This is a genomic window from Streptomyces sp. NPDC046881, assembly GCF_040645015.1.
Taxonomy (GTDB): domain Bacteria; phylum Actinomycetota; class Actinomycetes; order Streptomycetales; family Streptomycetaceae; genus Streptomyces.
Genome location: NZ_JBEYXJ010000033.1, coordinates 59,993 through 74,308 on the forward strand (window position 1 = coordinate 59,993; position 14,316 = coordinate 74,308).

Sequence of the window (14,316 nt, forward strand, 5' to 3'; positions counted from 1 at the left end):
GAGCCGGGCCGGGATGCGGCGTTGGCCGCGTTACGGATACGAAGGCGTGGCTCAGGTGGAGACGGGGGTGCGGGACAGTGCTGTGCGCAGAGCGAAGATGCCGAGCAGGCCGCCTGCCGTGAACCGCTGGGCGGTCATGACGCGGGGCCGGGCGGCCAGAAACCCGGACACCCGTGCCGCACCCAACATGATCACAGCGTTCACGGTGATCCCCACAATGATCTGTACACCGCCGAGCTGGAGCAGTTGCCTCCAGGCCGGACCCGCCTGAGGGTTCAGGAACTGCGGAAGCAGGGCGGCGTACAGCAGAGCGATCTTAGGGTTGAGCAGGTTGGTCAGCAGCCCCGTCGAAAACAGTCGGGCGTCGGAGACCGGGGGCAGGTCCTGGGCCGGGGCGAAGGGCGAACGGCCGCCGGGCTTGAGCATGCCCCAGGCGAGGTAGGCCAGGTAGACGGCCCCGGCAAGCTTGACCACTGTGTAGGCCACCGGCACGGCAGTGAACAGCGCGGAAAGGCCCGCAGCCGCGGCCAGCAGGTAGCACAGGAAGCCCACGGCGGTCCCACTGAGGCTGACCAGACCCGCCCTGCGGCCTTGGGTGATCGCGCGGGATGCGAGGTGGATCATGTTCGGTCCCGGAGTCAGGGCCATGCCCAGTTCGACCAGAGCCACTCCTCCCACTGCGGACAGAGTGATCACCGGTCAGCCTCCTGGTAGTTCGTCGGGTGCCTGGTACCCCGGAGTGGGGATGCGCCCACTGCAACGGACAACCGGCGCATCTACAGCGCCTGCTTCGCCCACCGCAGGATACGGCCTTGCCGTTCGGCCATCCACGCTCGCTGTTCGCCTCCGCGACAGCGGCTTGAAGCCGTTCCAGCTCGGCCCTCGCTCAGCTCCTCCGCCCGAGCCAACGCCACCCGCTCACGCCGCTCCAGCACCCCCAGCACCGACGCCATCCGCCACCTCCCAGCACACCCCGCACCGACGGAGGGTGGCAGCCCTTCGTCCTCGGCGCTACGCCAGCGCAACTGAACCTGCCGCAGGGTCTCGGCCTGCGGGCCGGGCCGGTAATCCGGCCCGTGGCGGAGGTGTTCGAGTAGCCGGGGGCCTGGTTCAGTTGGCCCGGTAGCGGGAGGCGAGAGCGGGGCTCTGTCCGCCGAACGCGGCGAGGTGGGCCTGGAAGACGGCGTCGAGCAGGCCAGCGTCCTCGACGCCGGGGGCGCAGACGACCTCGCCGAGTTCGAGGCCGCGCAGGCCGGCGGTGACGACGTCCTCGGCGCTCATGCGGGGCACGACGCTCATGTCGAGGCCCTGGCGCGTGTGGAACTCGGTGGCGACCACTCCCGGGCACAGCACCTGGACCTGGACGCCGGTGTCCTCCAGCTCGGCGCTGAGAGTCTGCGACATGGCGACGAGGTGGGCCAGGCTGCCGGCGTACACCGCGCGGCGGGGCATCACGGACTTGTCGGCGGGACCGCTGAAGGCGATCATCCCGGCCACGTTGATGATCTTCCCTTCGCCGCGTTCCCGCATGCCGGCGACGGCGGCGCGGCTGAGCATGGTCGGTGCGACGACCTTGACGTGGACGAGTTCGCGGGCCTTGTCTGCGGGCAGCTGGGCCAGCGGCATGTAGTGGGCGACTCCGGCGTTGTTGACGAGCATGGTCAGCGGCTCGGTGGCGCAGATGCCGGCGACGGTGTCGACGCCGATGTCGGTGGACAGGTCCGCGGCGACGGTGCGGACGGTGACCTCGGGGTGGGCGGTGGCGAACTCCTCCAGGCGGTCCTTGTTGCGGCCGACGATGATCAGGTCGTAGCCGTCGGCGGCGAGGCGTTCGGCGAAGGCCTTGCCGATGCCGGAGGTGGCACCGGTGACGAGGGCGAGCTTGCTCATGGGAGTGTTTCCTTTCAGAGGGTGGCCGAAGCGGCCGGGGTGGGGTCCTGGCGGAGCCAGGCGTGTTCGGCGCGGTACTGCTCAGCGACGGCCTCGGGCCGGTCGTCGCCGAGGTGGTGGTCGCCGACGGTGTAGCCCTTGCGGTTCAGGTACCAGGCCAGGAACCGGTAGGAGGGCCTGTAGCGGGCCGGCTCGTCCGGGTCGACGGTGAGCCGGGCACCCGGCAGAACGGGGACGAGGGTGTCCTTCTCGTAGATCCAGGTGATCCGGGCGATGCGCCACTGGCCATCGGTGCCCCGCTGGGCTCGGTACTGCGAGCGGCAGGCGGAGGCCGGATCCGCCTCCGTGCCGTGGACGTCGATGCGCCACTCGATGATCAGCGGCAGTTCGGCCAGGGCCCCGTCGCCGTCGATGCGGACGGCGGGTGGACCGAGCCGGTGCACGGCGTAGTCGCCGCGCCCGGCCATAGCGCGGGTCTGGCGGACGAACTCGGCTCCGCTGCCGGTGAACCAGCTCATCTGGACCATGGAGTCGTCGGCGAAGCAGGCCGTCATCTCGGTGTACCAGCCGCGGTCCCGGCTCCGGCGTTCGCGCAGCACCAGCTGCGTCACGTCATCGGCCGACATGGGGGCCCTCCTTGTGCGAAGTGAAGGCGGTCGTGGTTCAGGCACTCAGGCGGTGCACGAGCTGCGTGAGCCCGTGTGCGCCGGCCAGGCCGCGCTCGGTGACCGGGGTGCAGTCGATTCCGGCCTGGCGCATGGCCCGGTCGAACAGCTGCATGTCGAGGGCTTCGACGGCGGAGAGGTGGTCGACGTTGCCGGGCCGCACCATGGTGTTCAGCAGGGACAGGGCCGCGCTGGCGGCGCTGCCCAGCTTCAGGACCTCTACCAGCCGGGCGGGGTCCAGCTCCAGCCGGGTGGCCAGTTCGACGATCTCGGCGATCGCGGCCTGGTTCATCATCAGCAGCGCGTTGTTGAACAGCTTCGCCGTCTGACCCGCCCCGGCGTCACCGAGGTGCACCACATGGCCGGAGAACGAGCGGAACACCGGCGTGCAGCGTTCGGCCGCGGACTGCGGGCCGCCGACCATCACGGTCAGCCGGCGCTCCTGCGCGGCCGGGCGGCCGCCGCTGACCGGCGCGTCCAGCACCTCGACGCCGCCCTTAGCGCACAGCTCGGTCAGGCGGACGGCGTTGCCGGGCAGGCCGGTGCCATGGTTGACCACGATGGCGCCGGGACGAAGGTCTTCGAGTAGCTGATCGGCAAGCTGCAGGACGTCGTCGTCGGTGCCCACGCACAAGCAGACGATGTCGCAGGCGGCGGCCAGCTCACTGAGCGTGTCGTGCCGCTGGTGGGGGACCTCGGCGAGGCCGTCCAGGGAGGTGGGGCGCCGGGCCCGGGCGTGCAGGGGCAAGCCGGCTTCGGAGATCGCGGTGGCCATGGGCAGGCCCTGGTCACCCAGCCCGATGAACCCCACGACGGGTCGTTCAGGGAATCGTGCTCGTGTCACGCCTCCACGGTCGGCGAGGACCGTGTGACCAGCCAGTAGACCGGTTTTCCTGGGAATGGCAGTACCAGGCTGGTCATCGACTCATTTGCCACAATCGACCGTATGGCGACCACAGAACTCGGCGCGGCCCTGCGCCACTGGCGCGATCACGTCCCGCCCCAGGCCGTCGGCCTGCCCGGCGGGGGTCGCCGGCGTGCCGCCGGGCTGCGCCGCGAGGAACTGTCCCAGCTGGCCGGCATCTCCGCCGACTACATCATCCGGCTGGAACAGGGACGCGCCACCAGCCCCTCACCCCAGATCGTCGAAGCCCTGGCCCGCGCCCTGCGGCTCACCCAGGACGAACGCGCCCACCTGTTCCGCCTGGCCGGCCTCGCGCCGCCCGGGCCCGGCATGGTCCCGCGGCACATCACCCCCGGCGTCCACCGCATGTTGGACCGCCTGGCCGGCACACCCGTCGCCGTCTTCGACGCCGCCTGGAACCAACTGCTCGCCAACCCCCTCTACACGGCTCTCATGGGCGAATGGCAGGGCGACGACCTCAACGGCGTCTGGCGCAACTTCCTCAACCCCGACAGCCGCGTGCGCGAGACGCCCGAATCCAGGGGCGCCCTGCAGGCCTCCCTCGTCGCCGACCTGCGCCACACCGCCGCCCGCTACCCCGACGACGCAAACCTCAAGGCCCTCATCACCGAACTGCGCCGCCGCAGCGCCCACTTCGAGACGCTGTGGGAGTCGGGCGCGGTCGCCGAGCACCAGGCCGCCCGCAAGACCGTCGACCACCCCATCGTCGGCGCGCTGACCCTGGACTGCGACATCCTCGGCGTCACCGGCAGCGACCTGCGGATCATGGTCTACTCCGCCCAGCCCGGCACCGAGGACGCCGACCGGCTGGCGCTCCTGAACGTCATCGGGACGCAGTCGCTCCTCGGGTAAGAAGCGAGTTACAAACCGAGGGACACGGCTGGTGCTCGAACTGCTCCTGACGCAACCACCCGTCAAGCGACCGGAGCTCTTCTTGCTGGCGCTCGCTCTAGATCCGTGACACGGGCGCCCAAAACATGATCAAGGGCCCCACCTCACGTTGTGAGGTGGGGCCCTGCGACCTGCGACGACGGAGCTTCGCTCCCGTCGGGACGACAGGATTTGAACCTGCGACCCCTTGACCCCCAGTCAAGTGCGCTACCAAGCTGCGCCACGTCCCGTTGCGCACACCCGCGGTGCCCCGCGTGATCGTGCGGACAGCACTTTACCCCACACCGGGGGGTGTGCCGAAGAAGACCCGGGCGGGGCGGCGGACAATCGGCGGTATGACGAACACCGGCGCATCGGATGCCAGGGACCGGGACGTGGCGGGGCGGGCCCGGAACGCGCGGCCGCGGGACGGGCTGGGGCGCCCGCTGCCGTACGGCGCCGAAGGGGTACCGCGGCAGCCGGAGGGCATCGTGCGGGCGCCGCAGGAGACGGTTGCCGAGGCGCAGGCGCTGCTGGCCGAGGGGCGGCCGTTCCACGCGCACGAGGTGTTCGAGGACGCCTGGAAGTCGGGCCCGCGGGACGAGCGCCCGCTGTGGCGGGGGCTGGCCCAGCTGGCGGTGGGCCTCACCCACGCGGCCCGCGGCAACGCCGTCGGCGGGGCGCGGCTGCTGCGACGGGGCGCCGGCGCGGTCGAGGAGTGGGAGACCGGGCGGGGCGAGGACCGGCCGTACGGGCTGGACCTGCCGGGCCTCACCCGATGGGCGCGGGAACTGGCCGACCGGGTCGAACACAGCTCGGCCCCCGTGGACCCACGAGCCGAGGCACCCCGCCTGGGCCCCTGAACCGGGGGCGGGCGTCGGGCAGGCCGAGGCGGTGGGCGTGGTGTCCGGGGCGTGCGGCAGACTCGGGGCGTGCGAAAGATTCATGTCATCGGTATCGGCGCGGGCGACCCCGACCAGCTGACCCTGCAGGCGGTCAAGGCGCTGCGGAGCACGGACGTGTTCTTCCTGCTCGACAAGGGCGAGGTGAAGAGCGACCTGACCCAGCTCCGCCGGGACATCCTGGACGCGCACCTGCCCGAGGGGTCGTACCGGGTGGTGGAAGCCCGGGATCCGGAGCGGGACCGGAAGGCGGGCGGTGCGGCCTACTCGCCGGCCGTCGGGGACTGGCGCAGCGCCCGCGCCGGGATCTACGAGCGGCTGATCGCCGAGGAACTGGACGAGGACGGCACCGGCGCCTTCCTGGTGTGGGGGGACCCGGCGCTGTACGACAGCACGCTGGCGATCCTGGAGGAGGTGCGCGAACGCGGCGCGGTGGAGTTCGCGCACGACGTGGTGCCCGGCATCAGCAGTGTCTCCGCGCTGGTCGCCCGGCACCGCACGGGCCTGAACCGGGTCGCCCGGCCGGTGCAGATCACCACCGGGCGGCGGCTGTCCGAGGGCTTCCCGGAGGGGGTGGACGACGTGGTGGTGATGCTGGACGCCCACCAGGCCTTCCGCCGGTACGCCGAGGAGGACATGGACATCTACTGGGGCGCCTACATCGGCACGCCGGACGAGATCCTCGTCTCCGGTCCGATCGCGGAGGCCGGCCCGCGCATCGAGCGGCTGCGGGCGGAGGCCCGGGAGCGCAAGGGCTGGATCATGGACACCTACCTGCTGCGCCGGCACTCCGCGCGGAACGGCGAGGCCCAGGACTGACCGGCCCGGGACCGGCTCGACCGGCCGGGACCGGCTCCACCGGGCGGGTCCGGCTCCACCGGGTCCACCGGGCGGGACCGGCTCCACCGGGCGGGTCCACTCCACCGGGCGGGGGTCCGGCTCGACCGGGCAGGTCCAGAGCGGCGCGGGCAGGTCCGGCTCGACCGGACGGGGGTCCGGCTCGACCGGCCAGGTCCAGAGCGCCGCGGGCAGGTCCAGAGCGGCGCAGGCAAGTCCAGAGCCGCGCGGGCACAAGGGTGAGCGGGCGCCGTCGTACGCGCCCGTCCGCCGCCCGGGTCGCTACCGTCGGTCCATGGAGTCCATGGCGTCCGTGCGTGCCGTCCTGATCGACATCGACGGGGTCCTCACCGTGTCCTGGAAGCCGCTGCCCGGCGCGGTGGCGGCGTTGCGCGCGCTCCGTGCGGCCGGGCTCGGCGTGGCCCTGGTGACCAACACGACGTCCCGGACCAGGGCGTCGATCGCCGAGACGCTGGCGGAGGCCGGGTTCGAGGTGGGCGCGCAGGACGTGCTGACCGCGCCCGCCGTCACCGCCGCCCATCTCGCCGAGCACTGTCCGGGCGCCCGCTGCACGCTGCTGAACAGCGGGGACATCGCCGCGGACCTGGGGGACGTCACGCTGGTCGAGGAGGGTGCCGACGTGGTCGTGGTCGGCGGCGCCGGGCCCGGGTTCGACTACGCGGCCCTGAACCGGGCCTTCGGCGAGCTGCAGCGGGGCGCGCGGCTGGTCGCCATGCACCGCAACCTGTACTGGCGCACCGACGCCGGGCTCCAGCTGGACTCGGGTGCCTTCCTGGTCGGTCTCGAACAGGCGGCGCGTGTGGAGGCGGAGGTCACGGGCAAGCCGTCCCGGGCGTTCTTCGAGGCGGCGCTGGCCCGGCTGGGGGTCGGCGCGGAGCAGGCGCTGATGGTCGGCGACGACATCGAGTCGGACGTGCTCGCCGCGCAGCGGGCCGGGCTCACGGGTGTGCTGGTGAGGACGGGCAAGTACCAGCCGGAGACGCACGCGCGGGCAAGCGGCGCCCCGGACCACGTCGTGGACTCCTTCGCGGACGTCCCGGAGCTGCTGGGGCTAGCGCAGTAGCAGTTGCAGGCCGCCCACGACCGTCGCCGCGATCACGAGTTGTTCGAAGAGTCGCTGGTTGATCCGGTTCACAGCCCATGTGCCGAACAACGCGCCGGGCACGACGAACACCACGAGCGCGGCGTCGAGGAGCAGGGAGTGCCCGTCGATCAGCCCCAGGCCCGCGCTGAACGGCACCTTCGAGACGTTCACGATGAGGAAGAAGAACGCGGAGGTGCCCAGGAAGCCGAGCTTCCGGAACCCCGCGGACAGCAGGTAGAGCGCCATCACCGGCCCGCCCGCGTTGGCGACCATCGTCGTGAACCCGCCGAGCACGCCGTACGAGCGGGCCTTCACCCGGCCCGCCCGGGTCGCGACCGCCTCCGGCGCGTCCGGAGCCTCGGTGGTCCGCCGGCGCCACAGCGTCACCCCGGCCATCAGCAGCAGGATCGCACCGATCGAGGTCCGTACGATCCCGTCGTCGGCCCACACCAGGAAGAGCGTGCCGGCCACCACGCCCACGGCCACGGCCGGGAACAGCCGCCACAGCGTGGGCCAGTGCGCGTGCCGCCGGTAGGTGAGGACGGCGAGCACGTCGCCGGCGATCAGCACGGGCAGCAGCACACCGGTCGAGGCGCGGGCGGGCAGCACCGCGGCGAAGATCGCGAGGCTGACCGTGTTGGCCCCGCTGACCGCGGTCTTGGAGAAGCCGACGAGCAGGGCCGCGAAGGCCAGCGCCGCGAACCCCCAGCCGGACAGGTGCCAGAGCGTCATCGTGTTCATGGAGGAACCGATGCTATGCACATGCATGGGTCCGGCGTAAGCGGGGTCTCGCCGGTCGGTCCCGGTGCCCCGGCCGGCGTACCGCCTAGCGGCCCGTGTCGTACCGCGCCCGCAGCTCCCGCTTGAGCACCTTCATGCTCGGTCCGAGCGGCAGCCCGTCGGTGACCTCCACGCGCCGCGGGTACTTGTGCCGGCCGAGGTGCTCCTTGGACCACTCGGTGAGCGCGGCGGCGTCGGGGGCGGTGCCCGGCTCCGGGACGACGACGGCGCACACCTCCTCGCCGTGCAGCTCGTCGGGCAGGCCGATGACGGCGACCTGGGCGATCTGCGGGTGGCGCATCAGGACCTCCTCGACCTCCCTCGGGTAGACGTTGTAGCCGCCGCGGATGATGACGTCCTTCTTGCGGTCGACGATCCGCAGGAAGCCCTCGTCGTCCTTGGTGCCGAGGTCGCCGGTGCGGAACCAGCCGTCCACCAGGGCCTCGGCGGTGGCCTCGGGGCGGCCGAGGTAGCCGGAGAAGACGTTGTGGCCGCGGATGACGACCTCGCCCAGCTCGCCGGGCGGCAGCAGCTCGATCCGGCCCTCCAGATCGGCGCGGGCGATCTCCACGTCGACGCCCCACAGCGGGTGGCCGATGGTGCCGGCCCTGGTGCCGAACACCGGCTGGTTGACGGTGGCGGTCGGCGAGGTCTCCGACAGCCCGTACCCCTCGTAGATCTTCGTCCCGAACGCGGCCTCGAACCGCTCCAGCACGGCGACCGGGAGCGAGGCCCCGCCGGAGATGCACACCCGCAGCGCGGGGAGCCGCTCGGCGTCGGCGGCGGCCGCCGCGAGGGCGACGAACATGGTCGGCACGCCCTGGAAGGTGTTCACGCCCTCCTGCACCATCAGCTCGATGGCCCGGGCCGCGTCGAAGCGGGGCAGCAGCACGAGCGTGGCGCCGGCCCGCCAGGTGGAGTTCAGCGACACCGTCTGGCCGAAGGCGTGGAACAGCGGCAGCGCGCCGAGGGAGATGTCGTCGGCGCGGATGTCGTTGGCGTCGAAGGCGTTGACGGTCGCGTTCATCACCAGGTTGAAGTGGCTGAGGACGGCGCCCTTGGGGACACCGGTCGTACCGCTGGTGTAGAAGACGACGGCGGGGTCGTCGGCGGCCCGGGTGACGTACGACGGGAGGGGCTCGGCGTCGGCCGCGAGCTTCTCGAACTCGCCGCCCAGGGTGACCGCCCGGACGCCCGTGGCGCGTGCGGCGGCGGTGCCGGTCTCCGCCTGCGCCGGGTGCACCAGCAGCAGCGTGGCCCCGCTGTCCCGCAGGACGTGCTCGACCTCGCCGGCCGACAGCAGCAGGTGCACGGGGACGACGACACCGCCCGCCGCCGCGATCGCGTAGTAGGCCACGGGGAACTCGGCGGTGTTGGGCGCCATGAGGGCGACCCGGTCGCCGGGCCGTACGCCGAGACCGGTGAGCGCGCCGGCCTGGGCCAGCGCCCGCTGCCACACCTCGGCGAAGGTGAGCCGCAGGTCGCCTTCGACGAGGGCGGTCTTGCCGGGGCGGCGCCGGGCGTTCTCGGCGAGGATGGCGGCGACGGACAGGGTGGCCATGGAGTGGTGCTCCGTTTCCTTGCTGCGGCTCGTGTACCGGATCCCCGTGCGGGGAGCCCCCGTGGGGAAAGGTCTAGTGCCTCTCGACCAGCACCGCGCTCCCCTGCCCCACGCCCACGCACATGGTCGCGAGCCCGCGGTCCGCGCCCGTGCGCCGCATCCGGTGCAGCAGGGTGGTGAGGATGCGGGCGCCGGAGCAGCCGAGGGGGTGGCCGAGGGCGATGGCGCCGCCGGTGGGGTTCACCAGGTCCGGGTCGATGCCCAGCTGGTCGACGCAGGCCAGGGCCTGGGCGGCGAACGCCTCGTTGAACTCGGCCTCCTGGACGTCTCCGGTCTCCCAGCCGGCCCGGGCCAGCACTTTGCGGGTGGCCGGGACCGGGCCGAGGCCCATCACGTCGGGGTGGACGCCGGCGGAGGCGCCCGCGACATAGCGGCCGAGGGACTCCAGGCCCAGCTCGTTCAGCGCCTCCTCGCTGACCAGCAGCAGGCCGGCCGCGCCGTCGTTCATCGGCGAGGCGTTGCCGGCCGTCACGGTGCCGCCCGCGCGGAAGACCGGCTTGAGGCGGGAGAGCTTCTCCAGGGAGGTGTCCTCGCGGACGCACTCGTCCTGTTCGACCACGACGCCGTCGGGGCGCTCGACGGGCAGGAGTTCGTCGTCGAAGTGGCCGTTCTTGCGTGCGGCGGCGGCCAGTTGGTGGCTGCGCAGGGCGAACTCGTCCTGCCGGGCGCGGGAGACGCCGTACCGCTCGGCGACCTCCTCGGCGGTCTCGCCCATGGAGAGCAGGCCGTGCAGCTCCTTCATGGCGGGGTTGACCAGCCGCCAGCCGAGCCGGGTGTCGTGGGTCTCGATGCGGTGCGGCAGGGCCTCGTCGGGGCGGGGCAGGACGAAGGGGGCGCGGCTCATCGACTCCGAGCCGCCGGCGATCACGATGTCGGCCTCGCCGGCGGCGATGGTGCGGGCGGCGGCGGTGACCGCTTCGAGTCCGGAGGCACACAGCCGGTTGACGGTGGCGCCGGGCACGGAGTCGGGCAGTCCGGCGAGCAGGGCGGCCATCCGGGCGACGTTGCGGTTGTCCTCGCCGGCCTGGTTGGCTGCGCCCCAGTAGACGTCGTCGATGCGGGCCGGGTCGAGCGCGGGCACCTCGGCCACCAGGTGGCGGATCACGGTCGCGGCCAGATCGTCGGGCCGGACGGAGGAGAGGGCTCCGCGCAGCTTGCCGATGGGGGTGCGGCGGGCGGCCGCGAAGTGGACGGGACGCACGGCTGGGACTCCTGACCTACGACGCTGTGGATCACGGACCTGCACAGCACTTAATTAGCACTGCTAGTTTTGGACTATAGACCCCCGACCGCCCCGCTGGGAAGATCCTCCAGGACCTTCCGAGGCAGCTGGAGGAGAGATGCCCCACGTGCGCGAGCACACCCTCGACGGCACCCACGGCCCCCTCGCCGTGCACGAGTGGCCGCACCCGGCCCCCCGCCGGCTGGCCCTCCTGGTGCACGGCTACGGCGAACACGCCGGCCGGTACGCGGAACTGGCCGGTGCGCTCACCGGAAACGGCGCCGCCGTGTACGCGCCCGACCACGCCGGCCACGGCCGCTCGGCCGGGGAGCGGGTGCTGATCGAGGACTTCGAGGACGTGGTCACGGACGTGCACGCGGTGGCGGAACTGGCCCGCGCCGCCCACCCCGGACTGCCGCTGGTCCTGGTCGGCCACTCCATGGGCGGACTGATCGCGGCCCGCTACGCCCAGCGGTACGGCGACGAGCTGAGCGCGCTGGTCCTGTCCGGCCCGGTGATCGGCACCTGGGAGCTGCCCGGGCGGCTGCTGGCGGCACAGGAGATCCCGGACGTCCCGATCAGCCCGTCCGCGCTCTCCCGGGACCCGGCCGTGGGCGCCGCCTACGCCGCGGATCCGCTGGTCTGGCACGGGCCCATGAAGCGGCCGACGCTGGAGGCGTTCGTACGGACCCTCGAAGCCGTCGCCCGGGGCGGTGACGTCGGCCCGCTGCCCCTGCTGTGGCTGCACGGCGACGACGACCGGCTGGTGCCGCTGCCCGGCAGCCGGACCGGGGTGGAGCGGCTGAGCGGCGGGCGGCTGACCGAGCGGATCTTCCCGGGGGCCCGGCACGAGGTGTTCCACGAGACCTGCAAGCACGACGTCTTCGCCGAGGTGCTGGGCTTCCTGGACCGGGTGCTGCCCCGCTGATCAGCCGGTTTGCTCCCCCTGGGCAGCGGGCACCCGCTCCCACGGACATGACCGTGCACAGCTCACGAAAGGGGACGTACGCGCCATGACCGTGGTCAAGAGCACGCTGCCCGAGGAGGCACTCCGCGTCACCGGGACCGCCCTGCAGGAGACCCTGGTCGACCTGCTCGGCCTGTCGCTGATCGGCAAGCAGGCGCACTGGAACGTCGTGGGACCCCGGTTCCGGTCGATCCACCTCCAGCTGGACGAGGTGGTCGCCGCGGCCCGGGAGCACTCGGACACCGTGGCCGAGCGGGCCGCCGCGCTGGGCGTGCCGCCGGACGGCCGGCCGGAGACCATCGCCGCGGCCTTCGCGCTGCCCGGCGCCAAGGACGGCTGGCTGCGCGACACCGAGGCGGTCGAGCTGATGGTGTCGGCGCTGGAGGCGGCCGTCGGCCGGCTGCGCGAGCGGATCGAGGCGACCGAGAAGGCCGACCCGGTCACCCAGGACCTGCTGATCTCGGTCACGGCCGACCTGGAGAAGCAGCGGTGGATGTTCGAGGCGGAGAACCACCCGCGCGACGACGCCAGCTAGGACACCCAGCCCGCACGGAAGGGGAAGACCCGTGGCCGACGCCCTGGAGATCGAGGCGCTGTGGGAGGACTTCCACCGCGTGGTGAACATGACCTCGGCCGAGCTCGCGGCCTGGCTGAGGGTCCGCGACGCCGACGAGGAGACGGAGCCCCTGCCGGAGGAGGCGGGCACGCCCACCGGGCAGCACGTCCTCGCGATCCTGCAGAAGCGCCGTACCGACCTCACCGACGAGGACGTCCGGGTCATGTACCAGGTCGTCGACACCGTCGATGGCCTGGTCGACCCGGAGAACGAGCCGGAGCCGGAGAACACGCCGGAGGACACCCGCCGGCGGCACCGGCTGATGACGCTGGGCCACGACCCGCTCAAGCCGTAGCCGGTGCGGTCGTGAACCGCGACGAACGCGTCGTGCACGAGCTGGTGTCCGCGTACGGGCGGACGTACGCCGAGGAGGCGGGCATCCGCCTGAAGGACACCCCCCAGCCGCTGTACCGGCTGCTGGTGCTGTCCCTGCTGCTGAGCGCCCGGATCCGGGCCTCGGTCGCGGTGGCCGCCGCCCGGGCCCTGCACGAGGACCACCTGGACAGCCCGCGCCGGATGGCCGAGGCCGGCTGGCAGCAGCGGGTGGACGCGCTCGGCCGCGGCGGCTACCGCCGGTACGACGAGCGGACGGCCACCCAGCTCGGCGACGGCGCCGAGCTGCTCACCGAGCGCTGGGGCGGGGACCTGCGCCGGCTGCACCGCGAGGCGGAGGGCGACCCCGGCACCCTGAAGCAACTCCTCCAGGAGGAGCCGGGCATCGGGCCGGCCGGCGCCGACATCTTCCTGCGCGAGGCGCAGCGGGTGTGGCCCGACATCGCGCCCTACCTGGACGGCAAAGCGCTGTCCGGCGCCGGACGGCTCGGCCTGCCCGAGGACCCCGACCGGCTGGCCGGACTGGCCGGGGACACCCAACCGGCCGTGCTGGCCGCCGCGTTGGTGCGGGCGGCGCTCGACAGACAGGTGGCCGAAGACTGTCTGCGCCGCGCCGCATGATCGTGTCAGACTGCTCCCGCACGTCCCGGACCGACCGCCGGGACCGGACGGGTGGAGGAGCAGCGCGTGACGGGGACCGGCCCGCGGATCCAGGACACCATCGACACGACCCGGCCGCATCCGGCCCGGGTGTACGACTGGTTCCTCGGCGGCAAGGACAACTACCCGGTCGACGAGGAACTGGGCCGGCGGATCGCGGCGATCGACGAGGGCGCCCCGAAGGCCGCCCGCGCCAACCGGGCGTTCATGCACCGCACCACCCGGACGCTGGCCGCGGAGCACGGCATCCGCCAGTTCCTGGACATCGGCACCGGCATACCGACCGAGCCGAACCTGCACCAGATCGCCCAGTCGGTCATCCCGGACGCCCGCGTGGTCTACGTCGACAACGACCCCATCGTGCTGGCCCACGCCGGCGCGCTGCTGCGCGGCACCCGCGAGGGCGTGACGGAGTACGTCCAGGCCGACGCCCGCGATCCGCGGACCATCCTGGAACAGGCCGCCCGCGTCCTGGACCTCGACCGCCCGGTGGCCCTCTCCCTCATCGCCCTGCTGCACTTCGTCGCCGACGAGGACGGCGCCCACGACCTGGTGGACACCCTGGTCGGCGCGCTGGCACCGGGCAGCTGCCTGGTGCTGTCCACGATGACCGCCGACTTCGAACCCGAGAACGTCCGCAAGGGCATCGCGGCCTACGCGGCCGGCGGGGTCACCCTGGTGGCCCGCTCCCACGCCGAGGTGGGCACGTTCTTCCGGGGACTCGACCTGCTGGAGCCCGGGATCGTCTCCGTGGCGCAGTGGCGGCCCGAACGGACACCGGACGGGCCGATCTCGCTGTACGGCGGGGTCGCGCTCAAGCCCTGAGCCGGGCTAGGGCCTTTCTTCCGGATCAGGCCGGCCCCGGGCGACCGCGCCACCTGGCCGACCCGAGCGGGGCTTGGCACGCACATCTGCGGCGTTGT

At 72.8% G+C, this 14,316-nt stretch carries 16 protein-coding genes and 1 tRNA gene; 9 read left to right on the top strand and 8 right to left on the bottom strand.

The window, feature by feature from the left end; all coding sequences use genetic code 11:
- Window positions 1–51: 51 nt before the first annotated feature.
- The 4 genes from ABZ923_RS18315 to ABZ923_RS18330 all read right to left on the bottom strand — a co-directional run bounded on the left by ABZ923_RS18315 (window position 52) and on the right by ABZ923_RS18330 (window position 3,399).
- Window positions 52–696 (bottom strand): LysE family translocator, encoded by a 645-nt coding sequence (locus ABZ923_RS18315; RefSeq protein WP_361472402.1) that lies wholly within the window; start codon window positions 694–696, stop codon window positions 52–54.
- A gap of 414 nt (window positions 697–1,110) precedes the next feature.
- Window positions 1,111–1,890 (bottom strand): SDR family NAD(P)-dependent oxidoreductase, encoded by a 780-nt coding sequence (locus ABZ923_RS18320; RefSeq protein WP_361472405.1) that lies wholly within the window; start codon window positions 1,888–1,890, stop codon window positions 1,111–1,113.
- Between the two features lie 14 nt (window positions 1,891–1,904).
- The gene (locus ABZ923_RS18325) at window positions 1,905–2,516 is read right to left on the bottom strand and encodes a nuclear transport factor 2 family protein (RefSeq protein ID WP_361472407.1); all 612 of its coding nucleotides are present in this window, start codon (window positions 2,514–2,516) and stop codon (window positions 1,905–1,907) included.
- Between the two features lie 37 nt (window positions 2,517–2,553).
- Window positions 2,554–3,399, bottom strand: coding sequence for an NAD(P)-dependent oxidoreductase (locus ABZ923_RS18330; RefSeq protein WP_361472410.1), 846 nt, complete (start codon window positions 3,397–3,399; stop codon window positions 2,554–2,556).
- A 102-nt stretch (window positions 3,400–3,501) separates the two neighbouring features.
- Here ABZ923_RS18330 and ABZ923_RS18335 point away from each other — a divergent pair, with 102 nt between their 5' ends.
- Entirely contained in the window at window positions 3,502–4,332 is an 831-nt protein-coding gene (locus ABZ923_RS18335; RefSeq protein ID WP_361472413.1) for a helix-turn-helix transcriptional regulator, read from the top strand.
- Between the two features lie 195 nt (window positions 4,333–4,527).
- On the opposite strand, the gene ABZ923_RS18340 is transcribed toward ABZ923_RS18335, so the two are convergent.
- A tRNA-Pro gene (locus ABZ923_RS18340) sits at window positions 4,528–4,601 on the bottom strand.
- A gap of 105 nt (window positions 4,602–4,706) precedes the next feature.
- On the opposite strand from ABZ923_RS18340, the gene ABZ923_RS18345 reads away from it, so the two are divergent.
- From ABZ923_RS18345 to ABZ923_RS18355, 3 genes are all read left to right on the top strand, one after another.
- Window positions 4,707–5,213, top strand: coding sequence for a DUF309 domain-containing protein (locus ABZ923_RS18345; RefSeq protein WP_361472416.1), 507 nt, complete (start codon window positions 4,707–4,709; stop codon window positions 5,211–5,213).
- Window positions 5,214–5,282: 69 nt separating this feature from the next.
- Entirely contained in the window at window positions 5,283–6,071 is a 789-nt protein-coding gene (gene cobF, locus ABZ923_RS18350; RefSeq protein WP_361472419.1) for a precorrin-6A synthase (deacetylating), read from the top strand.
- A gap of 322 nt (window positions 6,072–6,393) precedes the next feature.
- Window positions 6,394–7,173 (top strand): TIGR01458 family HAD-type hydrolase, encoded by a 780-nt coding sequence (locus tag ABZ923_RS18355; RefSeq protein ID WP_361472445.1) that lies wholly within the window; start codon window positions 6,394–6,396, stop codon window positions 7,171–7,173.
- Here ABZ923_RS18355 and ABZ923_RS18360 read toward each other — a convergent pair.
- The 3 genes from ABZ923_RS18360 to ABZ923_RS18370 all read right to left on the bottom strand — a co-directional run bounded on the left by ABZ923_RS18360 (window position 7,162) and on the right by ABZ923_RS18370 (window position 10,796).
- Window positions 7,162–7,935 (bottom strand): sulfite exporter TauE/SafE family protein, encoded by a 774-nt coding sequence (locus ABZ923_RS18360; protein ID WP_361472422.1) that lies wholly within the window; start codon window positions 7,933–7,935, stop codon window positions 7,162–7,164. The two genes, ABZ923_RS18355 and ABZ923_RS18360, sit on opposite strands and share 12 nt — an antisense overlap.
- Before the next feature lie 85 nt (window positions 7,936–8,020).
- The gene (locus ABZ923_RS18365) at window positions 8,021–9,535 is read right to left on the bottom strand and encodes a long-chain fatty acid--CoA ligase (RefSeq protein ID WP_361472425.1); all 1,515 of its coding nucleotides are present in this window, start codon (window positions 9,533–9,535) and stop codon (window positions 8,021–8,023) included.
- Window positions 9,536–9,608: 73 nt separating this feature from the next.
- On the bottom strand, window positions 9,609–10,796 hold the full coding sequence (locus ABZ923_RS18370) for a thiolase family protein (protein WP_361472428.1): 1,188 nt from the start codon (window positions 10,794–10,796) through the stop codon (window positions 9,609–9,611).
- A gap of 139 nt (window positions 10,797–10,935) precedes the next feature.
- On the opposite strand from ABZ923_RS18370, the gene ABZ923_RS18375 reads away from it, so the two are divergent.
- From ABZ923_RS18375 to ABZ923_RS18395, 5 genes are all read left to right on the top strand, one after another.
- The gene (locus ABZ923_RS18375) at window positions 10,936–11,745 is read left to right on the top strand and encodes a lysophospholipase (RefSeq protein ID WP_361472430.1); all 810 of its coding nucleotides are present in this window, start codon (window positions 10,936–10,938) and stop codon (window positions 11,743–11,745) included.
- Between the two features lie 85 nt (window positions 11,746–11,830).
- Entirely contained in the window at window positions 11,831–12,319 is a 489-nt protein-coding gene (locus ABZ923_RS18380; protein ID WP_361472433.1) for a DNA starvation/stationary phase protection protein, read from the top strand.
- A gap of 31 nt (window positions 12,320–12,350) precedes the next feature.
- Window positions 12,351–12,695, top strand: a complete 345-nt coding sequence (locus ABZ923_RS18385; RefSeq protein ID WP_361472436.1) for a DUF3140 domain-containing protein — start codon at window positions 12,351–12,353, stop codon at window positions 12,693–12,695.
- Between the two features lie 11 nt (window positions 12,696–12,706).
- Window positions 12,707–13,354 carry an endonuclease gene (locus tag ABZ923_RS18390; protein ID WP_361472439.1) on the top strand — a complete coding sequence of 216 codons (648 nt, stop codon included), beginning with the start codon at window positions 12,707–12,709 and terminating at the stop codon, window positions 13,352–13,354.
- Window positions 13,355–13,420: 66 nt separating this feature from the next.
- Entirely contained in the window at window positions 13,421–14,218 is a 798-nt protein-coding gene (locus ABZ923_RS18395; protein WP_361472442.1) for an SAM-dependent methyltransferase, read from the top strand.
- The last annotated feature ends 98 nt before the right edge of the window (window positions 14,219–14,316 follow it).